Origin of the sequence: Micromonospora sp. NPDC005553, from assembly GCF_042871765.1 — a bacterium.
Classification (GTDB): domain Bacteria; phylum Actinomycetota; class Actinomycetes; order Mycobacteriales; family Micromonosporaceae; genus Micromonospora.
Map to the genome: position 1 here is coordinate 308,610 of NZ_JBIAJD010000004.1, position 24,925 is coordinate 333,534.

Below are 24,925 nucleotides of genomic sequence, written 5' to 3' on the forward strand. Positions count from 1 at the left end.
GCGAGCGCTCGTGGTGCCTGATGCTTCGTTCGCCCTGCTCGCTCACGCAGGCTCCTTCTGTGGGGCGTCGTCGGCGAGGGTGGCGCGCAGCGTGGTCTCCACCAGGGCGATGACGTCCTCCGCCGTGAGGCCCGCCGCCTGCGCCCGGTGCAGCCACGCGACCAGGTCGTCGCGCAGCTCGGCCTGGTTGGGCAGGGACGCGCTGGCCAGCGTGCGCTGGACGAACGTGCCCACCCCGGGTCGGCCGCCGACCAGACCCTCGATCTCCAACTCCCGGTACGCCTTCAGCACCGTGTTCGGGTTGATCGCCAGGGATTGCGCGACGTCCCGGACCTTCGGCAACTGGTCGCCCGGCGTCAGCAGGCCAACCCGGAGCGCCTGTTTCACCTGCTGCACGAGCTGCATGTAGGTGTTCACCTTCGACCGGCTGTCCAGTACGAACTCGATCACTCCCGATGATCCTTCCTGTTGTCCTACGACAGTAGGACTAATAGACAGCTTCATCGGTGGCCCACCGGCTGTCAAGCCCGAAGGGGCACGTTCTGTTCAGGCGCGGGCGCGTCTCGCCCGGCGCGCCGCGTTGCTTGCCGGCGGGCGCATCGAGTCCTGTCGGGCGGGCCGACCCAGGTGGCACCGGCAGGCCACCGGTTGGCACCCAAGGGTCAGCACGTGGGGAAGGGACCGGCAGCGATCCGAGTGGACGGGAGGTGTTCGATGGTCACCAACGAACTGACGACATCGAGGGCGACTCCACTACAGGCCGCTCGCGCCCGGGGCCGCGTACGCGGGCGGTTGATCCTGCTCGGCCCGGCGTTCGTCGCCGCCGTCGCGTACGTCGACCCCGGCAACTTCGCCACCAACTCCGCCGCCGGCGCCCGCTACGGCTACCTGCTGGTCTGGGTCGTGGTGGTGGCGAACCTGATGGCGATGCTGGTGCAGACGCTCACCGCGAAGCTCGGTCTGGCCACCGGGCGCAGCCTGCCCGAGTTGTGCCGGGAACGCCTGCCCCGACCGGTGAACCGGGTGATGTGGGTGCAGGCCGAGTTGGTGGCCATGGCCACCGACCTGGCCGAGGTGATCGGTGGCGCTGTCGCCCTGTACCTGCTCTTCGGCATCCCCCTGCTGCCCGGCGGGATCATCATCGGCACTGCGGCCTTCGCCGTGCTGGCGTTGCGCTCGCGCGGGTACCGCGCCTTCGAGATCGCCATCGCCGTCCTGCTCGGCGTGATCGTGCTGGCCTTCGCCGCCAACCTGCTCGCCTCCGGCTCCGATCCCGGCTCGGCCATGGCCGGCATGGTGCCGCGCCTACAGGGCACTGACAGCGTGCTGTTGGCCGCCGGCATCCTCGGCGCGACAGTCATGCCGCACGTCATCTACGTGCACTCCGCGCTCACCCGCGATCGCATCCCCGCCGCCGACGACAGCGAGCGTCGGATCCTGTTCCGCGGCCAGCGCACCGACGTGCTGCTCGCCCTGAGCGCCGCCGGCGCGGTCAACCTCGCCATGCTGCTGATCGCCGCGGCCAGCTTCCGCGGTGGCGGCCCGGGCGGCGCCGACAGCCTGGAGGGGGTGCACGCCGGGCTCGGCCAGACCATCGGGACCGCCGCCGCGTTCGGCTTCGCCGTCGCACTGCTGGTCTCGGGGCTCGCCTCCACGAGCGTTGGCACCTACGCCGGAGAGGTGATCATGCAGGGCTTCCTGCGGCGGCGGGTTCCGCTGCTGCTGCGCCGACTGGTCACCCTGCTGCCCGCGTTGGCAGTGCTCGCCATCGGCCTCGACCCGACCCGGGCGCTCGTGTTGTCCCAGGTCATCCTCAGCTTCGGCATCCCGTTCGCGCTGATCCCGGTGGTCGCCTTCACCCGCCGACGCGATCTGATGGGCAACCTGGTCAACCACCCGCTGACCACTGCCGCGGCGTCCCTGGTGGCCGTGCTGGTGGTCGCGCTCAACGCGTTTCTCCTCTGGCAGGTCGTCGCCGGCTGAGCCGGCTGGTCGGCGTCGCCGGCTGAGCCGGCCTGGTCGGCGTCGCCGGCTGAGCCGGCCTGGTCGGCGTCGCCGGCTGAGCCGGCCTGGTCGGCGTCGCCGGCTGAGCCGGCCAGGCTGTCTGGGCCCGGACACTCCCACGAGGGTGATGCCTGTGAGTCATCAAGATGACTCACAGGCATCACCCTCGAAGACCACGTCGGGCCGGGTCCCGTGTGGGGGGCCGGACCTGTGTACGTGCCGGAACTGCGTGGGTGACCGGGCGCGCCTCCTGTGGGTGGCGGGTGTGGTCAGGTACGGCGCCCCTCGTCGCGGGCCTGGATCTCCTGGCGCTGTTCGAGGGCGTCCGCCGGGTTGGCGTCGGCAGGCAGCGAGGTGACCTCCTCCAGCGTGCCCGCCGGAAGGGCGCCCTGCTCGGCCAGGTCCGCCTCGGACGCTTCGGGGTCGACGTCACCCGACACCCGGTCCGGCGGCCCGACGTCGACCGCGTCCTGTCGTTGCTCCTGGGCATCCGCCTCCGGAGGGGGGAACGTTTCGCCCTGATCATCCCGGTACGTGCTCATCGGAGCCTCCCACCCGGCGGGTGTCGACATGCCGCCGGGCCGCTGCCTACCCGCCAGCGCTCCAGTCAGGCCGGCAGGCCGGTCGAGATCTCGGCAGTTTCCGGGATGGTGCTGCCTCCGCAGCGGCGGAAGCAGCACCATCCCGGTAGTTGCGCGGATCTTGAGAGGGGTGTGGCGTCACGCGCGACGGCAGTGGCCGGCGGTCGGCGTCCGTACCGTGGTGGGTGCCCCCAGGTCGCGCAGGCAGGTGACACCGGCCGTGACGGTCAGCGGGCCTGGGTGGTGTTCCGGCGGGTACCGGCGGCCAGCCCCAGCGCCAGCAGCACGCACACCGCGCCGACCAGGAAGAGCAGCGACGCGGCCGGCTGGCCCAGCCACTCCCAGTACGGGTGCCAGGCCGGGTGCGGTTCGCCGAGGTGGTGGTACAGCAACTGCGGTGCGGCCAGCGGCACCGGCAGCCACCACAGCACCGTGGCCACACCCATCAGACCGTTCACAGTGCCGCGGCTGCGGCGTCCCTCGGTGCGTCGGCTGACCCAGCCGAAGACCAGCCAACCGGCCACCGCGCCCAGCACCGTGCCGAGCACTCCGGCGGGGACCACCAGGGGTGGCGGCGCGCGGTGCAGCTCGACCGAGAGGTAGTTGGCGTCGACGGCTGTCTGCGAGGAGATCGAGGCGTTCAGGATGGTGTCGCCACGTCGGGCGGTCAGCGCGGTGTCGATGACCGCCCGCGGGGTGGCGCACATCTTGTCCCCGCAGCTCACGCGGTCGGAGACCTGTGGGTCGTACACCCGCCAGCCGGCACCGGTCAGGCGCTCCCGGGCCACCGTGACGATCTGCTCGGCGGGCACCGGTGGCGCGCCGAGGGCGCCGGCGCCGGTGGCGCTCTCCTGGTACTCGCCGCCGTCACCGAGCACGAGGGTCTTGACCGTCGACAGGCGCAGCGCGTGCCCGTAGACGACGAACAGCGCCGGCGGGGTGTCGATCTCGCCGAGGTCGTGGCCGGGAAAGACCTCGGTGAGGATGGCGGCGGCCTCGGCCCGGTCGGGTTGCGGTCGGGAGCTCTCCCAGGCGGCCCTGCTGGCCAGGGCGCCGGTGAAGAGGCCGCAGACGACAGCGGCGAGCGGCACCCAGACGACGGCGGGGCCGCTGGCCGGGCGGCCGAGGCGGCGCAGCAGCCGCCCTGCGAACCGGGTGGCCGGCGCGGTGTCGCTCACGGACATGTCCACCCCCGGCGTGAAGATCAGGCGGAGCGACAGTACATCGACCAGGGGTCCCGGCGCGTCCCCCCGATCACCGCCGACCGTGGCCGGGATCGGCCAGGATGGGCGGGTGGCCGGTCACGGCCGCGACGAGGAGGGTGGGCGATGCGGGTACGTGGACGGTTGACCTGGGGGCGGCGTGCTCGTGCGGGGGCGGTGGTGACCGCGTTGCTCGCGGGCGTGCTGCCGCCGGCCGTGGTGCTGGTGCCGGGCGCTGCCACGGCGGGCGCGGCAGCGGGGACGCCGGTCTGCCAGGTGCGCGACGACCGGCTGCGCGAGATCTCCGGGATGGTAGCCACCGACGACGGGTACGTGGTGATCAACGACGGGGCCGACGACGAGGCCCGTCGCCGGATCTTTTTCCTCGACCAGCGCTGCGCCGTGGTGCGTACCGTCTCCTTCCCGTCCCGGCCGCGCGACACCGAGGACCTGGCCATCGGCCGGGACGGCACCGTCTGGGTCGCCGACATCGGTGACAACGACCGCTCCCGGCCGACGGTCGGCGTGTGGCGGCTGGCACCGGGGGCGAAGCAGCCGGTGCTGCACCGGATGACCTACCCGGACCGTCCGCACGACGCCGAGGCGCTGCTGCTCGACGCGTCCGGTCGGCCGCTGATCGTCACCAAGGGCGGCAGTGGCACCGTCTTCGTCTACGCGCCGGCCACCGCGTTGCGGCCGGACGCGACGACGCCGCTGACCGCGCTCGGCCAGGTGACGGTGCCCTCGACCACGACCAGCAACCCGTTCTCGTTCCTGGGGCGCGGCGTGATCACCGGCGCGGCCAGCGCACCGGACGGACGGCGGGTGGTGCTGCGCAGCTACGCCGACGCCTTCGAGTACGACGTCCCCGACGGCGACGTCGTCCGCGCGTTGACCACCGGCACCCCGCGGATCACCCCGTTGCCGGACGAGCCCCAGGGCGAATCGATCACCTACAGTCGCGACGGCCGGTCGTTGCTGACCGTCTCCGAGTCCGCCGGTCAGCCCGCCGGCACCCGCTCGACGATCCTGCGCTACCCGGCGACGGCCACCACTGTCACCGCCGCGCCCTCCACGGAGTCCGTCGACCCGGTGTCGCCCACTGCGGTCCGTCCGGCCGCCGGAGAGGCTGGCGCAGGGGGTGGGCGGACCTGGCCGCTGGCCCTCGGCGCGGGGACACTGCTGGTGCTGCTCGGGTTCGCCGGCGTGCTGTGGTGGAGACACACCGCGCGCCGCTGAGCGGGCCGGGCCGGGCCGGGCCTGGCCTACGGCAGGATGGGGGGATGTCCGTCCTGTCCACGTTGCGTCACCCGATCATCGCCGCCCCGATGGCTGGTGGCCCGTCCACGCCCGCGCTGGTGGCCGCCGTGTCCGCCGCGGGTGGGCTGGGCTTCCTCGCCGCCGGGATGATCGACACCGGACGGCTGCTCGCCGAAGTTGCCGAGGTCCGCTCGCGTAACGATCGGCCGTTCGGTGTGAACCTCTTCCTGCCCGACCCCGGCGGGGTCGACGAGGCCGCCGTCCGGGCGTACGCCGAACGGCTCGCCCCGCAGGCCGCGCGACGCGGCGTGAGCCTGGGCGAGCCGGTGGGCGGCGACGACGCGTACCCGGAGAAGCTGGCCGCGCTGCTCGCGGACCCGGTCCCGGTCGTGTCCTTCGTGTTCGGGCTGCCCGACCGGGCGGCGGTGAGCGCCCTGCGCGAGCGGGGCACCGAGGTGTGGGCCACCGTCACCCGCCCGGACGCCGCGACCGCCGCCGCCGACCTGGGTGTGGACGCGGTGGTGGTGCAGGGCACCGAGGCTGGTGGGCATCGCGGCGGTCTGCCGGACGACGACGACTACGGGTTGCTGCCGCTGCTCCGGCTGACCGCCGCCCGCTGCGACCGGCCGTTGGTCGCCGCGGGTGGCCTCGTCGACGGCCCCTCGGTGGCCGCCGTGCTGGCCGCCGGCGCTGCCGCCGCGCAACTCGGCACGGCCTTTCTGCGCTGCCCCGAGGCGGGCAGTTCGCCGATGCACCGGGCGGCGGTGGCCGGTGCCGCACCGACCGCGTTGACCCGGGCGTACACCGGTAAGCGGGCCCGTGGCGTGGCCAACGACTTCCTGCGCGAGCACGACGCGGTGGCACCGCGTGGTTACCCCCAGGTGCTGCACCTGACGCGTCCCCTGCTCGCCGCCGCCCGGCGCGATGCGGACGCATCGGTGGCCAACCTGTGGGCCGGGCAGGCGCACCCGCTGGCCCGGGACGTGCCGGCGGCGCAGGTGGTCGCCGAGGTGAGCGCAGACGCACGGGCCGCGCTGGCCACAGTGGTCGAGCGGTCGAGCCGCTGGGGCTGACCAGGACGTCGGCAACCGGCTCGGGCGGGCGGGGCAGGCCGGGCGGGCAACCCGTTAGAGTCTCGCCGTGATCGAGATCGGTGCGCAGGTCGAGCTGTCCCACCCGGCTGAGCGGGTCTGGCGCGCCCTGACCGATCGGGAGTTGCTCGGCCGCTGGTTCGCCGAGGCCGAGATGGTCGAGGGCGTACCGGACCGGTTGCTGCTGCGCACCGCCGGCCTGCCCGGCTTCCAGGCCGATGTCGAGGTCGAGGTCACCGAGCGGCAGGAGCCGGACCTGCTCGTGCTGGCCTGCGACGAGGCCGGTCGGCTCAGCGAGGTGACCTGTGACGTCACGGCCACGACCCAGGGCTGTCGGCTGGAGGTGCGGGAGGTCACCACGCACGGCGGGTGGTCGGTCGAGCAGCAGAAGCCGCGCGAGCAACAGCTCCGGCAGGCGCTGACGGTACGACTGCCCGCCATTCTCGACTGGCTCGCCTTCCAGCAGGTCGACCTGCGCCGGGCCGACGGTGGGATGACCGCGGAACTGCCGCTGATCGGCGTACGCGGCAGGGCCGGCCGCAACCCCCGTCGGCGTCGCACGCTGATCGCCGTGGTCGCCGGGGCCGTGCTGCTGGCGGGGACGGCGGCATGGGTGACGTTGTCGCCCGACCCGAAGCCGGTCGCCGCGCCCGCACCGACCGCTACCGCGTCCGCGTCGCCGACCGCGACGGCCGGCAGGGCGACGGTCGTCTCCACGGCGACCCCCTCGGCGCGCCCCTCCCGGGCCACCGCATCGGCGACCACCCGGCCGACCCGGACCCCGTCGGCGAAGCCCTCGCTGACGCCCACGTCGGCGGCGCCACCTCCGCCACCGGCGCCCGTCACGGCCCGCTACGAGACCGAATCCGACAGACTGTTCGGCTACACCGGAGAGATCGTGGTCGGCAACCCCGGCGGCGCACCCGTGGCGGACTGGGCAGTGGTGGTCACCCTCGCCGAAGGCACCACTGTCGACGACGTCGAGGGCGCGAACTGGCGACAGGACCGACGGGTGATCACCTTCACCGGAGCCGCCGTGGCGGCCGGGGGATCCCAGACGATCAGCTTCGACGTCCGCGACAGCCGGCCGAACGCCCGGGAGCCGGAGAGCTGCACGATCGGCGGGCAACAGTGCGCGGGCCTCTGACTAGGCTGCCGCCATGGCATTGCTGCACAGGGCGACCCTGCACCCCACGAAACTGGACCTGCTGACGGCCTGGCTGCCCACCCGACAGTGGTACGCCGGACCGACCGGAGTCGAGGTGGTCAGCCGGGGCGCCTACCGCTTCGACGACCCGGACGGCGAGGTCGGCATCGAGACGATGCTGGTCGGCGCCCCCGACGGGCCGGTCCACCATGTTCCGCTCACCTACCGCGCCGCGCCCCTCGACGGTGCGGACAGCTGGCTCGTCGGCACCACCGAGCATTCGGTGCTCGGCAGGCGGTGGGTGTACGACGGCTGCGTCGACCCGGTCTACGCGGCCGCGCTCGCCCACGCGATCCTCACCGGCAGCGGCCAGGCGGAGCAGTACTTCGAGGTCGACGGCCGGCGCGAGGTGCGTGAGCCGACGGTGACGGTCGTCGTCGACGGCGCCGCCGCCCAGGTACCGGCCGTCGGCGCGGTGCGACGGGTGGTCGACGAGGACCGCACGCTCATCGCCACCGACACCGTCGAGCTGGTCGTCGTGCGCCGGCCGGGGGCCGGGGCCGACGGGTCGACCGGGGGCACGCTGAGCGGCAGATGGGACGGTCAGCCCACGACCGTTCCGCTGGCGTACGCCAGGATGCGCTGATCCGTGTGCGGTGGGCGGCCCGATCGCTCGGGCCGCCCACCGCTGTCACCACTGCGCCGGCGGCGGGGGCGGCGACACGGGCGGCCGGTCGTCGCAGGTGATGGTGTTGGGCAGCAGCCACGGCGCGAGCCACCCGCCGTCGTTACCGCCGAGGTCGGTCAGTGTGAACTCCGAACCGGCCGGGGTGAAGTGGAACGATCCGCAGTTGTTGACGCCGACCGCGCCCACGTTGCGAGCGTCCACGTTGGCGAACGAGGCGGACCCGGCAGCGCGGGCGCTGAGCACCGAGGTGCCGGTGCCGTCGACCCGGACGTCCCGGAACCGCGCGTCGGAGATCGAGTAGAGGTCCTTCACCGGCCAGTCGCTGACCAGCATGATCGCGTTGTACGTGTTGTCCAGGTACGCGTCGCCGGTCACCTCGATGGGCGCCTCGATGCTGCGATCCAGGGCGAAGACCCAGATCGCGCCCAGCCCGATGTTCCAGTTCAGCTCGTACGTGCCGGCGCGGGCCGTGGTGTTGTTCGTGAAGCGCAGGTGCCCGGTGAACGGCTCCGCGCCGAAGCGGGCCCCGGCGTGCAGGCCGCTGCCCTCCCGTACCGGGTCGGCGACCAGGTTGTGCGAGACGGTGGTGTCGGTGCCGCCGTAGATGGCGATGCCGTTGGCCAGGGTCGGTGACTGCACTGTGTTGTGGTCGAACGTGTTCCGTGCGTTGGCCGTCTTCTCCGACCACATCGCCAGGCCGTCGTCGCCGGTGTTGCGGACGAAGTTGTGCGACACGAGGGAGTCGGTCACGCCGGTGTGGAAGTTGAGCGCGTCGGCGATCTGGTCGACGATGATGTTGTTGGTGACGCGGACGTTGCGCATCGGGCCGTCGAACCACAGACCTGCCTTGGTGTGGTGCAGGTAGAGCCCGTCGATCGTGGAGTCGCTCATCGCCCCACCGATCGCGTTGACCTGGTCGGTGTCGATGCGTTCCCGAACGTCGCCCTCGATCGCGAAGCCGGAGAGGTGCACGTTGCGGCTGCCGCCGTCGGCGGCGTCCCGCCCGTAGAACCCGACCCCGGTGTGCACGGAGCCGTCCGGCGCGGGAGTCGGCAGGGCGACCTCGCGGCCCTTGATCGTGGTGTACCAGCTGCCGGCACCCTCGATGGTCACGTCGTCGACGATGATGTGCCGGTTGACCTGGTAGGTGCCCGGCGGAATGTAGACCTTGAGGTGGGCGCGCCGAGCGAAGGCGATGGCCCGGTCAAACGCGTCGGCGGAGTCCCGCCGGCCGGTGGGGTCGGCGCCGAAGGCGAGCACGTTCGCCGCGAGCAGTCGGACGTGCGGCGGCGCCACCAACTCGGAGTCGAGCAGGTCGATGACCGTCCAGGCTGCGGCGCTGCCGGGCGGCGCGGTGAGCCGGACCTTGTCGCCGGCCCGGTAGGTACGCCCGAGCAGCAGCCGCTGCTCGTCGTAGAAGTGGGTGGGCCGGAACGGCTTGGTGATGCTCGGGTACGGCGTGGTGGCCGACGGCACGCACTGGCACTCGGTGATCCACCAGTCCGGGTGCAGCAGCCCGGCCTGCGGGTCGTTGGTGAACGGGTACTGGTTGTAGAGCCACGAGTACTGCGACGTCAGCGTCATGGTGCGCAGGTGCTTGCCGTTGACGGCGACCCGCAGCGGCGCGGTGATCCCGCCACCCTGCGGCGCGTCCGGGATGCTGTACCGCACGGTGATCCCGTTCGCCGCGCTGGGCAGGACGAACTCCACGTACTCCCCGGGGGTGAGCCGGACCGCCCGGCGGCCGGAAGCCTCCGCGGGCAGCGTGTAGGCGGTCCGGTCGGGCCCGATGATCTCGCCGTTGGTGCGGGCGTTCTCCGCTTCCTGCTCAAGGAAGTCGACGTCCGCGCCGCGTCCGGCGACCAGCGCCGGATCGAGGGCGGCCCGGGTGACCACCGGCTGCGCGCCGGCGGACGCGGGTGGACTGGCGACGGCCGCGGTGGGTCCGGCGACCAGCACGGCGAGACCGGCCGCGAGCGCGACGGCGGTGCCGCCGGGCCGGCCGGGGCGTCCCCGCGCCGGCGTGAGGCTGCGAAACATCGGTGACCCTCCTGGGTGGGTGGTGGTGGAGGTCCGCCCGGCGTCCCCCCGACGCCCGACATTGATCGCCATGATGCAGCACCAGACAGAGCGCTGCAAGACGACTATCGAACAACGAAAATAAACGACTATCAGGCCGCAAGAAATGGACGGTTGTCGAGTTGAGGTGCCGCGCGTCGCCTGCCCCCACCAGCTCACGCCCGGCGTAGGCTGATCCGCGTGGATCAAGAAGACCGGATTGCCCTCTTCCTCGACTACGAGAACCTCGCGTTGGGCGCGCGCGACCATCGTGGCGGCGCGGCCTTCGACTTCCGGCCCATCGCCGACGCGCTGGCCGAACGAGGTCGGGTGGTCGTCCGACGGGCGTACGCCGACTGGTCCTACTTCGACGAGGACCGCCGGATGCTCACTCGGTCCCATGTCGAGCTGATCGAGATCCCGCAGCGGATGGGCGCGTCCCGTAAGAACGCCGCGGACATCAAGATGGCCGTCGACGCGATCGAGTTGGCGTTCGAACGCGACTACATCTCCACCTTCGTGATCTGCAGTGGTGACAGCGACTTCACCCCGCTGGTGCACAAGCTGCGCGAGCTGAACAAGCGGGTCATCGGCGTCGGGGTCGAGGGGTCCACCTCGGGGCTGCTTCCCCCGGCGTGCGACGAGTTCCTGTACTACGACCGCTTGGAGGGCGTGGACATCCCGCCGGCCCGTGGTCGGCGCGCTCGTCCCGCCACCCGGCAGGCCGGCGCGGAACAGCGCCCACCCGAGCCGGAGCAGGAGCAGGACCGTCGACCGCAGGACGCGGAGCCCGATCGGGATGTGGACGCCCTCGCGGTGCTCGTCGCCCAGTCGGTCGCCGGTTTGCAGGGCAGCGCCAACGGCGAGGTCACCGCCTCCCGGCTCAAGCGGACCCTGTTGCGCAAGGACCCCACCTTCAGTGAGTCCGACTACGGCTTCCGCACCTTCGGCGAACTGCTGCGCCACCTCGCCGAGCGCAACGTGATCGAGCTGGCCGAGGGGCCGGCGAAGGGTGACCCCGAGGTCTCACTGCCCGAGCACGGCGACCGGGAGGTGGCGTTCGGTCTGCTCCGGGGCGTCGTGGCGGACCTCGGTAGCGGCGGCAACCCGGTGGCGTTGTCCGGGTTGAAGAACCAGGTACGCCGGGCCCGCCCCGACTTCAGCGAGAAGAAGCTCGGCTACCGCAGCTTCCTACAGTTCTGCAAGGCCGCCGCCACCGCCGGCGTACTGGACCTGCGCTGGAGCCCCGAAGCCGACGACTACCTCCTGACAACCCAAACCTGACCGCCCCGCCGACCCACACCCCACCCTCCCGCTGACCCGCCCTCCCGCACGAGCTGATCAAGAGGTTTCCGTTAGTGGGAACGCGATCCCTGACGCGAACTTCTTGATCAACAAGGTTGGGGATTGCGGGCGGGCTGCAGGGCAGAGCTTCCTGATTCGCAACTCAGGAGCGGGAGAACCGCCCGTTATGGTTTCGAACCGCCAACGGTTGGCCCGAAATGCGCCTGGATTGTCGCCCTTGCCCCAGTCCGGGCATACCTGCGCCGTACCCTCCGCGCGGGAATTGCTATACGGTCGGCGAATGAAGGTGGAGGAGCACTGGTGGAACGGAGACACGACCCCGCGCGGGCGCCGGGACGTGTACATCCGTACTGACGGGCAGGGTTGGGAGGTCCGCGCCCAGATCGGTGGGGCGTCGGGTCGTGAGCGGGTGCAGCAGTGCCCAAGCCGGGCCTCGGCGGCCATCCTCGCCGACGCCTGGCGCGGCACCCACCCATCCTGGCGCGAGCTGAAGCAGCGCTGATCCGGCACCGGGCCGGGTCGGCAACGCTCCTGGGCTACAGCCCGGCGCGCCCGCCGACCGGGCCCGGCGCTCGGTTACCACTCCACAACTCGGCTGGCCGGCTCAACTACTCCTCATCAAGTGATCAAGTGATGAAAAGTAGGTCCCGGGGAGCGGATTGAGCTACTTCTCATCACCTGATCAAGGGATGGCGGCGGATCTCCGTGTCCCCGCCCTCAGGTCGGGTATCCGGAGGGCTGCCGGTCGCGCCCGATGGAGGTCGCCCATGTCGCAGGGTCCCGACGAGGAGAACCCCAGGATCGACGAGGAGGTCCGAGAGGCCGAGCGTCGGCTCGCCAACCTCGGCACCTCGTCGGACGACGCGCTGACCGACGACGACGCCCGCGCGCCGGACGGTGCTCCCACTGAGGAGAACGCCGATTAGGGCCTGCCCGGCGTCCTGCCGGACAGGCCCCCCATGATCGGCTCAGTGCTTCAGCGTGAAGGTGAAGTCGCCGGAGAGCTTGCCGCTCAACCGGAACGCCGAAACGACCTTGCCTTCCATGATCAGTCGGTCGATCTCGCCGCGCGACAGACGGCAACCCTCAGCGATCAGTCGGGTCGGCCGGACCGGGACCCGTGCCGCGTTGCGGACCGCGACGTCGATCACGTCGAGGTCCAGGTACTCCGATCCGCCGGTGTCGAGACGCCAGGCGTCGGTCCAGTCCAGGGCGAATCGGTTCCGGTGCTGGACGGCCGGATCCCGGAGCAGTTCGGCGACCAGGCCTGCATCGTTGGAATGGAGCCGGTCCAGCAGTTCGGGTGGGATGGTGCGTACGGTCATCCGTTCCAGGACGGTGAGTTTCGCCGTCTCCCCGCACTCGGTGCAGAGCACGAGAAGCCAGACGTCGAGGAGCTTGTGGTTGGCGTTGACACGGAACTTGCCGCTCGCCCGAAGGCGTTGGGACGGGCACGCGTGGCAACGGCGGTTGACGATCGGCAGGCAGGTGGGCACGACGGCCCAGTGAATGAGCACAGAGGTACACCGGTTTCAGTGAGAAGTCCGCAGCAAAAAGGAGCGCGGCGCACAGGCGCGACGCGCGACAGATCAGCTCTCGGGAGGTCTCACAGGGTGTACAACGGCACGTCCTTGCCTAGACGACCTGGTTACGCAGCACGGTAACGGCGCACGGCGGCGCCGCTCCACTGGTTTTACGCGTCAGTCAGGAGCCCGGGTGGCGGGACGAGCGAACCGGTCAGGCCTTCGAAACCGGCAGGACCGCGCCCTCGGCCGCCGACCGGTGGGCCAGCTCGATCAACTCGACAGTGTGGACGGAGTCCCGTGGGTCCACCGGCATCGGCGTGCCGTCGCGCAGCGCAGCCGCCACCTGGGCGTAGAAGCTCTGGTACGCGCCGGGTTCGGTCGGCACCGGCCGCAGGTCACCGTCGACGCCGAGCAGGCCGTAGCGGTCCGGCGGGACCTCACCCCAGCCCGGCTGGTCCGGGCGGCCACCGTCGTGCAGCGCCGCCTCCTGCACGTCCAGCCCGTAGCTGGTGTAGCCGGCCCGGTCGCCCAGCACCCGCAGGCGCGGCCCGAGCTGAGCGGTCACCGCACCCATCCACAGGTGCGAGTGGACCCCGCTGGCGTGGGTCAACGCCACGAAGGCGTCGTCGTCGACGGCCGCGCCCGAGCGGCGACGGTCCACCTCCGCGTACACCCTCTCGACCTGGCCGAACAGCTGCACCGCCTGGTCGACGAGGTGGGCACCGAGGTCGAAGAGGGCGCCGCCGGCCTCCTCCGGCCCGGCAAGCTCCCGCCAGCCCGGCTTGATCGTCGGACGGAAGCGCTCGAACCGGGACTCGAAGCGCAGCACCTGCCCCAACTCGCCCTGCTCGACCAGGCGGCGGACGGTCAGGAAGTCACCGTCCCAGCGCCGGTTCTGGAAGACCGTCAGCGGCACCCCACGCTCGGTCGCCTCGTCGATCAGCACGCGGCCCTCCGCGGCGGTCGGGGAGAGGGGCTTGTCGACGACGACCGGCAGGCCGGCGGCGAGCGCCGCGCGCGCCATCGGCACGTGCTGCCGGTTCGGCGTCGCCACCACGACCAGGTCCAGGGCGTCCGGGGTACGCCACAACTCGTCGGCGTCGTCGACCAGGCGGGCGTCCGGGAAGTGCTGTCGCGCCTGCTCGCGTCGCTGCGGATCACGGGTCACGATGGCGTCGAGCCGCAGCCCGGGGGTCGCGGCGATCAGCGGCGCGTGGAACACCCGGCCCGCCAGCCCGTACCCCAGCAGACCAACCCGCAGCGTCTTCGCCATGCCGTGCCCCCGTCTGGATGGTCCGCGCCCTGACCTGGCGCGGTACCGCTGAGAAGAATCTACGCCGGGCCCGATCTCGGCCCGGTGCCGGTCAGGTCACCGGGTCGGCGCGCAGGTAGGTGAGGACCGCGAGCACCCGCCGGTTGGTGTCGTCGCTGGGGGGCAGGTCGAGCTTCAGCAGGATGTTGCCGACATGCTTGCCGACCGCCGCCTCGCTGACGTGCAACCGGCCGGCGATCGAGGCGTTGGAGCGTCCCTCGGCGAGCAGCGCCAACACCTCCCGTTCCCGGGCGGACAGCGCGGCGAGCGGGTCGCGGGGGCGGTGCAGCAGTTGCCGGACCACGTCCGGGTCGATGGCGGTGCCGCCGTCGGCGACCCGGCGCAGCGTGTCGACGAACTCGGTGACCTCGGCGACCCGGTCCTTGAGCAGGTAGCCGACGCGTTGGCCGTCGCCGCTGTCCAGCAGAGCCGCCGCGTACCCGGTCTGCACGTACTGGCTGAGCACCACGACCGGGAGGTCAGGTCGCTCGGTGCGCAATGTGACGGCCGCGCGCAGCCCGTCGTCGCGGCGGCCCGGCGGCATCCGGATATCGGTCAGCACCAGGTCCGGTTGGTGGTCGCGGGCCGCCGCCAGCAGGTCCGGTGCGGAGCCGACGGCCGCGCACATGGTGAAGTCGAAGCGGGTCAGCAGCGCGACCAGACCCTCCCGCAGCAGCACCTCGTCCTCGGCGAGCACCACCCGGGTCACCGACGACATGGCAACTCCACCCGGACCACTGTAGGACCGCCGGGCGGGCTGGACAGCAGTAGCCGGCCGTCCACGGCGGCGACCCGGTCGGCGAGCCCGGTCAGGCCGGTGCCCCGGGCCGGGTCGGCGCCGCCGTGGCCGTCGTCGGTCACCTCGACGACGAGGTCACCGCCGACCCGGGTGAGGCGTACGTCGGCGCGGGTCGCCCGGGCGTGCCGGGCCACGTTGCCCAGCGCCTCGGAGACCACGAAGTAGGCGGTGGTGTCCACGATCTCCGGCAGCTCGTCGTGCAGGTCGGCGTGCACGGCGACCGGGATGGTGGCGGCGTCGGCCAGCTCTCGGACGGCGCCGGCCAGGCCGAGGTCGGTGAGGCTCTGCGGGCGGATGCCGTGCACCAACTGCCGCAGCATCACCATCAGGCCCCGGGCCTGGTCGTGCGCCACGGCGAGGGGGCGGGACGCGGGGGAGTCCTCGGGTACGTCCAGCCGGGCCAGCCCGAGCTGGAGGGTGAGGCTGGTCAGCCGGGGCTGTGCGCCGTCGTGCAGGTCGCGCTCGATGCGACGGCGTTCGGCCTCGTACGCGCCGACCAGTCGGGTGCGGGAGCGGGTGACCTCGCGCAGCGCCGCCGCGTCCACCGGGTGGGCCAGCAACCACCGGGCCACGGCTGCCTGGACGGCGGCGAGCAGACCGACGGCGTACCAGAGAACCGGGACCAGCAGCACCCCCACGATGGCGTACGGAATGGCTTCGCCGGTGCTGTCGATCGGCTGCCAGATCACCACCGGCTGGTTGGCGTCTCCGGCCAGCCAGGGGCTGGAGATCATTCCGAGGTCGAGCAGCACCAGCACCAGGAACACCCAGTAGGCGACCGGAGTGAACCCGCCCAGCCAGAACAGGTAGGCCACCTCCCGCCAGGTCGCGGCGTTGCGGTAGCGGGCGACCAGGCCCGGCCACGGCGACGAGGGCAGCGGGCGACCGTCGACGAGCCCGACCCGCCACCGCTCGACGACGGCCACCGGGAAGCTCACGAGCGGGGCCAACGCCAACAGGGTGAGGCTGCCGGTCGCCAGGAACAGCATCAGCGCGATGCTCGGTGGTCGGCCGTGCAGGCGGAGCCCGTTGGCGGCGGCCAGCAGGGGCGCGCCGATGACGAGCAGCCCGACGCCGAGCACGCCGGCGATCGGCACCGTGGTGACCAGGTAGGCCAGCGCGCGCCAGGGCCACGCGGAGATCAGCCAGCGGCGGCGGCGCAGCGCCTCGGCCAGGTGCGAAGGGTGTTCCGTGGTCATGCAGCAGACGCTAATCGGGGGCAACCGGGTGCCCCAGCCGTCCAGATCCCCTCTTCGGGGTATGCCCAGCACTACCAGCGAACGGGTGTGCGGGGCGCGGAAACGGGAAGAACGCGAGGTCACGCGACCCGCGTGACCTGTGCTGGCGGCGGCTGGAGAGACATGGGTGCCAGAACCTTCGTGGTGGTCGGCGGGACCAGCGGTCTCGGCCTCGCGGTGGCCCGACTGCTCGTCGACGAGCATCAGGTGGTGGTGTTCGGCAACGTGCCCGCCGAGGTCGCCGCCGCTACCGACGAGCTGGGTTGCGACGGCGCCGTCTGCGACATCTCCTCCTACGAGCAGGTCCGTGACTCCTTCGCCGAGGTGGTCGAGCGCTACGGCACGATCGACGGGGTGGCGGCCTGCGCCTCCATGTGGGCGGGCGGCGACCTGGGGGACCTGTCGGTGGAACACATCCGCCGGGCCGTGGAGATCAACGTTCTGGGCATCACGTACCTGCTGCGGGAGGCGGTGCAGCACCTGCACCGGCAGGGCCACGGCAACGTCGTCTACATCGGCGCGCTGGCGCTGGCGGCCCCCCGGCCCGGCATCCCCGTCTACCGGGCCACCAAGAGCTACGGCAACAGCCTTGTCGATTCGCTGGCCGAGGCCCAGCACAGCAACCGGGTCAAGGTGATGCAGCTGCACCCCGGGCCGATGCCGACCCGGCTACAGGAACGGGTGGGTGCCGAGTTCCTGGACGAGGTGTACGCCATGCCCGAACAGGTCGCCACCGAGGTCGTCCGGTTGCTGCTGCTCGAACCCGACGACCTCTACGTCTCCGGTGAGCGCGTGCTGCGCGCGGACGGGCGGTGGTGACGGCCGCAGCCGGACCCGCCGACCGTCCGGTCTCGGTCTGGGCGCCGCTGCGGACGGCGGTCTACCGCAACCTGTGGCTGGCCCTGCTCGCCGCCAACATCGGCACCTGGATGCAGACCGTCGGCGCGCAGTGGCTGCTGATCAACCACTCCAACGCCTCCACCCTCGTCGCGTTGGTGCAGACCGCCAGTCTGCTGCCGGTGCTGCTGCTGGCGTTGCCCGCCGGGGTGCTGGCCGACAGCTTCGACCGCCGGCACCTGCTGATCGCCGTGCAGCTGTTCCTGGTGGCGGTGGCGGTCGTGTTGACGCTGCTCACACTGACCGACCGGATGCCGCCCGCACTGCTGCTCACCCTCACCTTCGCGTTCGGTGTCGGGCAGGCGTTGACCCTGCCGGCCTGGGCGGCGGTGATCCCGGAGCTGGTGCCGCAGGAACAACTCCGGTCGGCGTCCGCGCTCGGGTCGATAAGCGTGAACGTGGCGAGGGCGGTCGGACCCGCGGTGGCCGGCGTGCTGATCGCCCGTACCGGCGTCGCCCCGGTCTTCGGCATCAACGCGGTCGCCTTCGCGATCTTCGCGTACGCGCTGTGGCGTTGGCGGCCCGGCAACGCCCGGGCGGTCGAGGTGCCGGAACGGTTCACCGCCGCGTTGCGCGCCGGCAGCCGCTACGTACGCCACTCGCCGATCGTCCGCCGGCTGTTGCGCCGTGCGTTGGTCTTCGTGGTCCCGGCCAGCGCGCTGTGGGCGTTGCTGCCGTTGGTGGCGAGTCGGCGGCTGGGGCTGGGCTCCGGCGGGTACGGGGTGCTGTTGGCCGCCCTCGGCGTGGGCGCCATCGCGGGTGGCGTGCTGCTGGCCGTGATCCGCACCCGGCTGACGGCCAACCAGCTCCTGCTGATCGCCGGGGCGCTGTTCACAGTGGCGCTCACCGTCGTCGGCACCGTCCGGGCGGTGCCGCTGGTGCTGCTCGCCCTGCTGCCCGCCGGGATGGCCTGGGTGACGGTGCTGGCCAACGTCAACGCCGAGATGCAGCTCTTCCTGCCGAGTTGGGTACGGGCCCGGGGCCTGGCCGTCTACCAGGTGTGCTTCGCCGGTGGGCAGGCCGCCGGCGCGCTGCTGTGGGGTCTGGTGGCCGAGATGGCCGGGCTGCTCCCCGCGTACCTGGCGGCGGCGGCCCTGATGCTTGTCGGCACCCTGACGAGTCGGATCTGGCCGTTGCCGGACCTGCGTTCGGTCAACCGGGAACCGGCTGCCTACTGGCCGCAACTGCACCTGGCGCGGGAGCCGGACCCGGGGGTGGGGCCGGTGCTGGTGACGGTGCAGTACACGGTCCGGCCGGAGCGGACCCAACGGTTCCTGGCGGCGATGGACCTGGTGCGTGGCGCGCGGCAGCGGACCGGCGCGATGCGGTGGGGGCTGTTCCGCCCGGCCGAGACGGTGGACCGGTTCGTCGAGGTGTACCTGGTGCCGTCCTGGGACGAGCACCTGCGCCAGCACGGCGGCCGGTTGACAGGTGAGGACCGTGCGGCCGAGCAACGGGCCCGGGAGTTGACCGACGGGGAACCGGAGGTCCGGCACCTGGTGCCCGCTGCGGCCGGCCCGACGCTCTCCGACGACCGCGAGGCGCTCTGACACCGCGCGGCACCCCCGGAGCAGGGCCGGCGCGGCCGCGTACGACGTACGGTCTCGTTGTTAGGATGGCCGCACCATGGCGAGTGAGCGCAAGGCGACCGCGGACCCGGCCCGCAGCCTGGCCCTTCTCTGGCGCACCCGGGAGCCGACCAGCCGCAGCGCCGGTCCGGCGCTCAGCGTCGATCGGATCGTCCGGGTCGCGATCGACATCGCCGACGCCGAGGGGCTCGACGCGCTGACCATGCGCCGGGTCGGTGAGGCGCTGGGGGTCGGCACGATGTCGGTCTACACCTACGTGCCGGGCAAGGCCGAACTCGTCGCCGTCATGATCGACACCGCGTACGGCGAGATGCCGCGCCCCGCCGTCGAGGGCGACTGGCGTACGCGGTTGGAGCGGATCGCCCGCGACAATCTGGCGCTCTACCAGCGGCATCCCTGGATGCTGCGGGCCGAGACGACCCGACCGGTGCTCGGTCCGCACCTGATGGCCAAGTACGACTACGAGCTGAGCGCCATCGTCGACATCGGGCTCACGGACGTCGAGGTCGACGCCGTGCTCACCCTCGTGCTGGGTCACGTGAAGAGCGCCGCCCGGGCCGCCTCCGAGGTGGTCGACCTGGAGCGCGAGACCGGCATGACCGATGGCCAGTGGTGGCAGTCGCACGCGCCCTGGCTGGAGACATTCCTGAAGCCCGACGCCTACCCGACCGCGTCCCGGGTCGGCACCGCGGCCGGCCAGCAGCACGGTGCCGCGTACGGCCCGGAGTACGCGTTCGAGTTCGGTCTGCAACGCGTCCTCGACGGGATCTCGGTGGTGGTCACCGAGCGGGCGGCCAACCGGTAGCCGCTAGCGCGGTGCTGCCCGTCGAGCCAGCCGGGCCAGCGAGCGCGCCGACGGGCTGCCCGGCTCGGCGTGATAGACCACCAGCGACTGGGTGGTGCCGCTGATCGTGAGCTTCTCGTAGCGCAGCGCCAACTCGCCCACCTCCGGGTGCTGGAACACCCGCACCCCACCGCCGGCGCGGGCCGTGACGTCGTGCCGGGCCCACAACCGCCGAAACCGTTCGCTGCCGGCCGTCAGCTCCCGTACCAGTTCGACGAGGTGGGGGTCGTCCACCTCGGGGCCGACCTGTGCGCGCAGGCCGGCCACCGCGTTGGCCGCGACAGCCGTCAGAGCCGGGTAGAGCGCCGGCACGCCCGGGTCCAGGAAGACCGCGCGCAGGAGATTCACCCCGGTGGTGAAGATCGGCGCCAGCGCGGTCGCGGCGGGGTTGGCGAAGAGCACGTCCAGGTGTCGACCGTGCACGAAGGCCGGCGTCTCGGCCCACGAACCGACCAACTGCCGGATGCCCACCGGCACCCGCTCCGAGGGTCGCGCCGCCCGGCGGGCCGGCACCGGCCGGGCCAGGGCGTGCAGGTGTGCCGCAGCGTCCGCGTCCAGCCTCAACGCGCGTGCCAGCGCCTCGACCACCTGCGTCGACGGGTGCCTGTCACGCCCCTGCTCCAACCGCAGGTAGTAGTCGGCGCTGATGCCGGCGAGCAGGGCGGCCTCCTCGCGCCGCAGGCCGGGGACCCGCCGACGGCCGTGCGCGGGCAAGCCGACGTCACCCGGCCCGATCAGCTCACGCCGGGCACGCAGGTATTCGCCCAGCGGGCCGGCCGCGCTCACCCGCCCATCGTAGGAGCCGCCACCGACCGCCCATCCTGGTCCTGCCACTACCAGGAAAAACAGGGAACCGGCTAACGCCTGCCGCCCGGGTGACAGTGTCGGAGTAAGCGTGATCGAGAGACGGGACAGCAATGACAGAGCGCATCACGACCCCCTTCGGTTTCGCCTCCACCGCCGACCAGGTCATCGCCGGGGTGGACCTCAGCGGCAAGCGGGCCATCATCACCGGCGGTGCCGCCGGCATCGGCATCGAGACGGCCCGTTCCCTCGCCGCTGCCGGCGCCGAGGTCGTGCTCGGGGTCCGCCGGGTCGCGGCGGGTGAGCAGGCCGCCGGCGACATCGCGGCCAGCATCGGCGCGGAGCGGGTCACCGTCCGCGCGCTTGACCTGGCCGACCAGGATTCGGTACGCCAGTTCGTCGCCGCCTGGGACCAGCCGCTGCACATCCTGGTCAACAACGCGGGGATCATGGCGCTGCCCGAGTTGGAGCGCACCGCCGAGGGCTGGGAGATGCAGTTCGCCACCAACTTCATGGGGCACTTCGCGTTGACCGTCGGCCTGCACGACGCCCTCGCCGCGGCCGGCGGCGCCCGAGTCGTGTCGGTCAGCTCCAGCGGCAACCTCTTCTCCCCGGTGATCTTCGACGACCTGCACTTCGCGTTCCGGCCCTACGACCCGCTACTGGCCTACGGGCAGTCCAAGAGCGCCGAGGCCCTGCTCGCCGTGGAAGCCACCCGCCGCTGGTCCGGCGAGGGCATTTACGCCAACGCGCTGAACCCGGGCGCCATCGCCACCGGGTTGCAGAAGCACACCGGTGGGCTGAAGTCGCCCAAGGAGATGCACAAGACCCCGCAGCAGGGCGCGGCGACCTCCGTGCTGCTCGCGGCGTCCCCCCTACTCGACGGTGTCGGCGGTCGCTACTTCGAGGACTGCGCCGAGGCCCCGGTCGTCACCGAGCGGCCCGCCGACTACAGCGGCGTGGCCGCGTACGCGGTCGACCCCGGCAACGCCGCACGGCTCTGGGACGTGGCGTCGGACCTGATGTCGTAGCGCGGCGTCACGCCGGCCGGCCCGGCTCGACGGAACCACTCCGGGCCTGGCAGTCCGGGTGGTACGACTGGTCCGGCGGTGGCAGCTGCGGGCCGGGGAAGGATGGCGATGGCGGGCGGGCTTCCGGGACGGCTGCTGCTTTGGCGGGTTAACCCGGGCAGGGCGTCGTTCCTGGCCCTGGGCGTCATCGGCCCCGCGCTGCTCCTGACCGCCCAGCTGCTGCTCATCGTCCTGGTCGACGGGATGCCCGGCCTGCGGGGATACGCGCGACAGGTCAGCGGACGGGACGGGTCCGACCAGCGGCGGCACGGGGAGCGGCCCGATGCCTGAGAGAGAGCCGGACCACGGCAACCAACCGCGCAGACCCGACGTGGTGGAGTTGCGGGTGCACGGCGTGTCCGGGGGCGAACCCACAGTCATCCTCGACCGCCCGGGAGTCCGGCAGGTCGCCGGCGACAACCGCGGCGGCTTCCACCGCCCCGACCGGTCGGAGGGCACCGACCCGGACGGGGTGACGCTGGAGGCGTACCGCTGGGGTGACCTGCCCGCGGGCACCGTGGCCCGGACCCTCTCCATGGTCTTCCTGCTGCCGTTCATGTTCAGCAACGTGGCCGTGTGGATGCTGCCCACCGGCCGCCGCCGTGCCGCCGGGGTCACCATGCTGTGCCGGCTCCTCGCGCTCAACCTCACAGTGCTGTACGTGGTGTCCATCGCCGGGGTCGCCCTCGACCTGTTCGCCTGGCGGTGTCTCGGTGCGGCCCGCTGTCGTGAGCCCTTCGACACGATGGCCGGGCTCGACGGCCGGCACCTCGGGCAGCGGCTGTGCGTGCTGGCACTCCTGCCGATCGCCGCCATCGTGTTACTCCTACTTGTCGGCAAGCGCCGGTCCCACCCGGACGGCAACGCGGTGTGGACCGTGGAACCGCTGGTGCAGCGGCTGCGAGCGATCCACGTCGCCGCCGCGCTCGCCGTACTCGATCTCATGCTGCTGGTGGCCCGTCACACCGGTGGCGCGACGCTCGGGACGACGTTGCTGCTGACCCTCAGCGTGGTGGTGCTGCTGGTCTGCGTCGGTCTGCTCGCCGCCCCCGGGCTGGCCGACCGGGCCGCGATGGCGCGAACCGCGGATTGGACCGCCCGCACCACAGGCGTCCTGGCCGTCGGTCTGAGCGTGGCGACCCTCGTCCTCGTCGCGCGCGACGACCATGGCTGGCCGTCGTCGACCGGGATGCCCGGCTACGGCGGGATCGCGGCCGGGGCCCTGTTCGGTCAGATGACCCTGCTGGTGGTGCTCAGCGGGCTGGTGCTGTGGCACCGTGGCCGTGCGGGCGGACGGTCCGCGCTGCGGCGTGGCCTGGGCGCGGCGGTCGTCGCCGCCTTCGCGGTCGGCCTGGCCGGCGGGCTCTCCGCCGGTCTCGTCTACCAGATCGGGCAGTTGCTCGGCGGTTACTCCGGCGACGGTGGACCGCCGCTGCCGTACCGCTGGACGCTCCTGTCCTTCTTCCTGCACGTGGTCGCGGGGGTGCTGGTGTGTGGCGCCCTGACCCTCCTGTCGCGGCGACGACGACGCGCCGCGGCAACGGCGATCACCCGTCTCGACTTCCCGGTGGTTCCGCCGGAGGCGGCGGGGCGGCTGCGGCTGACGATGACGACCATCGCCCGGGCGAGGTTCACCGAGTGGCTGGGTCTGATCGCGACCACGTACGCGGTGCTCGCGCTGATCGGACTGATCACGAGCCTGCTGGGGCGTAGCGGGCGTGAGCCGGAGGAGTTGGCGCGACAGGTGTTCGGGCTGCCGCCACGAGCCGTCGAGATGGGGCTCACCGGAAGCACCTACCTCCTCGCGGGACTGCTCCTCACACTGTTGGCCGGGGGTGTGTTCGCCTATCGGACCGCGTGGTTCCGCCGGCACGTCGGCATTCTGTGGGACCTGGGTACCTTCTGGCCCCGGGCCGCGCACCCGTTCGCCCCGCCGAGCTACGCGGACCGGGCCGTGCCGGAGCTGGCCGACCGGATCAGCCAACTGGCCGAGCGGCACGCCGGGGTGTTGCTCTGCGGGCACAGCCACGGGTCCGCGCTGCTGGCGCTGGCGGTGCTGCGGCTGCCTCCGCGCGTACGCCGACGGGTCGCGCTGCTCACCTACGGTTCACCGCTGGACCGCCTGTACGCCCGGCTCTTTCCGGCCTACCTCAACGAGCAGGTGCTGCGGGAGGTGGGGGAGCGGGTCGAGTGGCGGTGGCTCAACCTCTGGCGGGAGACCGACCCGGTCGGCGGCTGGGTGTTCGCCGCACACCGACCCGGTGATCCAGCTCCGGACCCGGCCGATCCGGCGGGCCAGGTCGACAGGCGGTTGCGGGACCCTGCACACCTGCTGCCAGCGCCGGGAGAGCGGTCCGCGCCGCCGCTGCGGGGGCATCATCCGGGCGAGACCGACCCCGAGTTCCGGGCTGCGGTGCGCGAACTCACCGAACGCCTTCGCGACGCCAATTGAGGGTTACCGGCCACAGGGGGCAGCGACGCCGGTCAACGATCCATCTCAGGAATCCGGTCGGACTCCGCCACCGTCGCGCGGACCTTGCGCAGGGTGGCGTCGGGGGCCCGGATCGCGGCCCGCCAGCGGTCCAACGTCCGGGTGAGCACCCGGACGACGAACTGCAACTGGTTGACCTGCTCGCGGAGCGTGCCCAGCTCGGACCGGGCGCTGAACGCCTCGACCTCCAACTGGGTGATCCGTGTCTGCAGCGGCTGCACGAGCGTGAGGGCGGCCTCGGTGAGCGTGTCGGCGGCATCGGCCTTGAACTTGCCCCGCTGCACCACGACTGTGGCGATCGCGGCAAGGCCGGTGCCCCCGCCGAGGATGCCGAGCACGCTGAGCGTCACCTGCACCCAGTGCGGTGCAGCTGGCGCGGGTGCGGTAATCACGTGACACCTGCCTGCAACTGTTCGTAGGTCAGAAATTCGCACGCGCGGGCCAGGCGGCGGAGGTCGATGGCGATCTGCGCGGCCCGCCAGAGCGACCCGACCGTCACCGCCATCACGAACGACGTGGCGACGATGGAGTTTGGGCCCGACATGACCAACACGGCCACCGCGTACATGCCGGTGATCGTGCCGAGCACCAGCACCGACGCGAGTTCGAGGCCGAGCCCTGTGGAGAGCCGGCCGGGCCACAGGATGCCCAGTAGTCCGCCCACGCCCACCGCGACCAGACCCAGCTCCCAGGCGACCTGGATGGGCTCCGGCATCGACGTCTGAACGGACGGCGGCCGGACGTTGAGGGTCATCATCAGAACGCCGCAGAGGGGTGCTGCGGCCAGGACAGCGATCTCGTACGGCTGGTGGCGGGATCGGATACGGAGGGTTCCCACGGCAACTCCTTGGTCGAGGACCGGCGTCCGGCAGCGCCCGGTAGGCCGGTGCCGTTCGGTGGGTCGCGGCGTGGAGCCGCGAACCGTGCGGCGGAGCCCGGTGGTGCGTTGCCTGTGGACGGTCGGTGAGCGAGAAGATGGAGCGACTCGACGTCGTTGGCTGCCGGTACCTGCCTGTGTA

At 72.2% G+C, this 24,925-nt stretch carries 25 protein-coding genes; 14 read left to right on the plus strand and 11 right to left on the minus strand.

The genetic code is table 11. From position 1 onward, the window contains the following. Positions 1–42 precede the first annotated feature (42 nt). Complete coding sequence (locus ACFYPG_RS18575) at positions 43–450, minus strand: GntR family transcriptional regulator (protein WP_112678633.1); 408 nt, start codon at positions 448–450, stop codon at positions 43–45. Between the two features lie 264 nt (positions 451–714). On the opposite strand from ACFYPG_RS18575, the gene ACFYPG_RS18580 reads away from it, so the two are divergent. Continuing rightward, complete coding sequence (locus tag ACFYPG_RS18580; protein WP_387353030.1) at positions 715–1,983, plus strand: Nramp family divalent metal transporter; 1,269 nt, start codon at positions 715–717, stop codon at positions 1,981–1,983. A 290-nt stretch (positions 1,984–2,273) separates the two neighbouring features. On the opposite strand, the gene ACFYPG_RS18585 is transcribed toward ACFYPG_RS18580, so the two are convergent. Further along, complete coding sequence (locus ACFYPG_RS18585) at positions 2,274–2,546, minus strand: hypothetical protein (RefSeq protein ID WP_355006837.1); 273 nt, start codon at positions 2,544–2,546, stop codon at positions 2,274–2,276. Positions 2,547–2,812: 266 nt separating this feature from the next. Continuing rightward, the gene (locus ACFYPG_RS18590; protein WP_387353032.1) at positions 2,813–3,763 is read right to left on the minus strand and encodes a hypothetical protein; all 951 of its coding nucleotides are present in this window, start codon (positions 3,761–3,763) and stop codon (positions 2,813–2,815) included. Between the two features lie 150 nt (positions 3,764–3,913). Here ACFYPG_RS18590 and ACFYPG_RS18595 point away from each other — a divergent pair, with 150 nt between their 5' ends. The 4 genes from ACFYPG_RS18595 (at position 3,914) to ACFYPG_RS18610 (ending at position 7,931) form a co-directional block, all read left to right on the plus strand. Then, positions 3,914–5,026, plus strand: coding sequence for a hypothetical protein (locus tag ACFYPG_RS18595; RefSeq protein ID WP_387353034.1), 1,113 nt, complete (start codon positions 3,914–3,916; stop codon positions 5,024–5,026). A gap of 44 nt (positions 5,027–5,070) precedes the next feature. Then, a complete protein-coding gene (locus ACFYPG_RS18600; RefSeq protein WP_387353036.1) occupies positions 5,071–6,120 on the plus strand; it encodes an NAD(P)H-dependent flavin oxidoreductase in 1,050 nt (349 codons plus the stop codon). A 67-nt stretch (positions 6,121–6,187) separates the two neighbouring features. After that, positions 6,188–7,285 carry an SRPBCC domain-containing protein gene (locus tag ACFYPG_RS18605; RefSeq protein WP_387353037.1) on the plus strand — a complete coding sequence of 366 codons (1,098 nt, stop codon included), beginning with the start codon at positions 6,188–6,190 and terminating at the stop codon, positions 7,283–7,285. A 13-nt stretch (positions 7,286–7,298) separates the two neighbouring features. Then, positions 7,299–7,931 carry a hypothetical protein gene (locus tag ACFYPG_RS18610; protein WP_387353038.1) on the plus strand — a complete coding sequence of 211 codons (633 nt, stop codon included), beginning with the start codon at positions 7,299–7,301 and terminating at the stop codon, positions 7,929–7,931. 45 nt (positions 7,932–7,976) lie between these two features. Here the strand turns inward: ACFYPG_RS18610 and ACFYPG_RS18615 are convergent, their stop codons facing one another. Continuing rightward, positions 7,977–10,013: a glycosyl hydrolase family 28-related protein gene (locus tag ACFYPG_RS18615; protein WP_387353040.1), complete on the minus strand. Its 2,037-nt coding sequence runs from the start codon at positions 10,011–10,013 to the stop codon at positions 7,977–7,979. Between the two features lie 219 nt (positions 10,014–10,232). Here ACFYPG_RS18615 and ACFYPG_RS18620 point away from each other — a divergent pair, with 219 nt between their 5' ends. The 3 genes from ACFYPG_RS18620 to ACFYPG_RS18630 all read left to right on the plus strand — a co-directional run bounded on the left by ACFYPG_RS18620 (position 10,233) and on the right by ACFYPG_RS18630 (position 12,262). Next, positions 10,233–11,315, plus strand: coding sequence for a PIN domain-containing protein (locus ACFYPG_RS18620; protein WP_355006830.1), 1,083 nt, complete (start codon positions 10,233–10,235; stop codon positions 11,313–11,315). A gap of 301 nt (positions 11,316–11,616) precedes the next feature. Then, entirely contained in the window at positions 11,617–11,838 is a 222-nt protein-coding gene (locus tag ACFYPG_RS18625; RefSeq protein WP_030335934.1) for a hypothetical protein, read from the plus strand. A 265-nt stretch (positions 11,839–12,103) separates the two neighbouring features. Then, positions 12,104–12,262, plus strand: coding sequence for a hypothetical protein (locus ACFYPG_RS18630; RefSeq protein WP_355006829.1), 159 nt, complete (start codon positions 12,104–12,106; stop codon positions 12,260–12,262). A 42-nt stretch (positions 12,263–12,304) separates the two neighbouring features. Here ACFYPG_RS18630 and ACFYPG_RS18635 read toward each other — a convergent pair whose 3' ends face one another. The 4 genes from ACFYPG_RS18635 to ACFYPG_RS18650 all read right to left on the minus strand — a co-directional run bounded on the left by ACFYPG_RS18635 (position 12,305) and on the right by ACFYPG_RS18650 (position 16,172). Further along, positions 12,305–12,853, minus strand: a complete 549-nt coding sequence (locus tag ACFYPG_RS18635; RefSeq protein WP_387353042.1) for a DUF1062 domain-containing protein — start codon at positions 12,851–12,853, stop codon at positions 12,305–12,307. Positions 12,854–13,073: 220 nt separating this feature from the next. Continuing rightward, entirely contained in the window at positions 13,074–14,135 is a 1,062-nt protein-coding gene (locus ACFYPG_RS18640; protein ID WP_355006827.1) for a Gfo/Idh/MocA family oxidoreductase, read from the minus strand. Between the two features lie 91 nt (positions 14,136–14,226). Next, the gene (locus ACFYPG_RS18645; protein ID WP_387353045.1) at positions 14,227–14,892 is read right to left on the minus strand and encodes a response regulator; all 666 of its coding nucleotides are present in this window, start codon (positions 14,890–14,892) and stop codon (positions 14,227–14,229) included. Beyond that, entirely contained in the window at positions 14,880–16,172 is a 1,293-nt protein-coding gene (locus ACFYPG_RS18650; protein ID WP_355006825.1) for a sensor domain-containing protein, read from the minus strand. Before ACFYPG_RS18650 ends, ACFYPG_RS18645 begins: the two co-directional genes overlap by 13 nt. Before the next feature lie 162 nt (positions 16,173–16,334). On the opposite strand from ACFYPG_RS18650, the gene ACFYPG_RS18655 reads away from it, so the two are divergent. The 3 genes from ACFYPG_RS18655 to ACFYPG_RS18665 all read left to right on the plus strand — a co-directional run bounded on the left by ACFYPG_RS18655 (position 16,335) and on the right by ACFYPG_RS18665 (position 19,502). Then, complete coding sequence (locus ACFYPG_RS18655) at positions 16,335–17,030, plus strand: SDR family NAD(P)-dependent oxidoreductase (protein WP_387353047.1); 696 nt, start codon at positions 16,335–16,337, stop codon at positions 17,028–17,030. After that, positions 17,024–18,658 (plus strand): MFS transporter, encoded by a 1,635-nt coding sequence (locus ACFYPG_RS18660; RefSeq protein WP_387353049.1) that lies wholly within the window; start codon positions 17,024–17,026, stop codon positions 18,656–18,658. The genes ACFYPG_RS18655 and ACFYPG_RS18660 overlap by 7 nt, the downstream gene beginning before the upstream one ends. A 76-nt stretch (positions 18,659–18,734) precedes the next feature. Continuing rightward, positions 18,735–19,502, plus strand: coding sequence for a TetR/AcrR family transcriptional regulator (locus ACFYPG_RS18665; RefSeq protein WP_355006822.1), 768 nt, complete (start codon positions 18,735–18,737; stop codon positions 19,500–19,502). Positions 19,503–19,505: 3 nt separating this feature from the next. Here the strand turns inward: ACFYPG_RS18665 and ACFYPG_RS18670 are convergent, their stop codons facing one another. Continuing rightward, complete coding sequence (locus ACFYPG_RS18670) at positions 19,506–20,327, minus strand: helix-turn-helix transcriptional regulator (RefSeq protein ID WP_387353051.1); 822 nt, start codon at positions 20,325–20,327, stop codon at positions 19,506–19,508. Between the two features lie 131 nt (positions 20,328–20,458). On the opposite strand from ACFYPG_RS18670, the gene ACFYPG_RS18675 reads away from it, so the two are divergent. From ACFYPG_RS18675 to ACFYPG_RS18685, 3 genes are all read left to right on the plus strand, one after another. Further along, complete coding sequence (locus ACFYPG_RS18675; RefSeq protein WP_387353053.1) at positions 20,459–21,376, plus strand: SDR family NAD(P)-dependent oxidoreductase; 918 nt, start codon at positions 20,459–20,461, stop codon at positions 21,374–21,376. Between the two features lie 108 nt (positions 21,377–21,484). Beyond that, positions 21,485–21,706, plus strand: a complete 222-nt coding sequence (locus ACFYPG_RS18680; RefSeq protein WP_355006819.1) for a hypothetical protein — start codon at positions 21,485–21,487, stop codon at positions 21,704–21,706. Then, positions 21,699–23,867, plus strand: a complete 2,169-nt coding sequence (locus ACFYPG_RS18685; RefSeq protein ID WP_387353055.1) for a hypothetical protein — start codon at positions 21,699–21,701, stop codon at positions 23,865–23,867. The genes ACFYPG_RS18680 and ACFYPG_RS18685 overlap by 8 nt, the downstream gene beginning before the upstream one ends. Before the next feature lie 32 nt (positions 23,868–23,899). On the opposite strand, the gene ACFYPG_RS18690 is transcribed toward ACFYPG_RS18685, so the two are convergent. Continuing rightward, positions 23,900–24,298 carry a hypothetical protein gene (locus tag ACFYPG_RS18690; protein WP_387353057.1) on the minus strand — a complete coding sequence of 133 codons (399 nt, stop codon included), beginning with the start codon at positions 24,296–24,298 and terminating at the stop codon, positions 23,900–23,902. After that, positions 24,295–24,744: a hypothetical protein gene (locus ACFYPG_RS18695; protein ID WP_387353059.1), complete on the minus strand. Its 450-nt coding sequence runs from the start codon at positions 24,742–24,744 to the stop codon at positions 24,295–24,297. The genes ACFYPG_RS18690 and ACFYPG_RS18695 overlap by 4 nt, the downstream gene beginning before the upstream one ends. Positions 24,745–24,925: the final 181 nt, after the last annotated feature.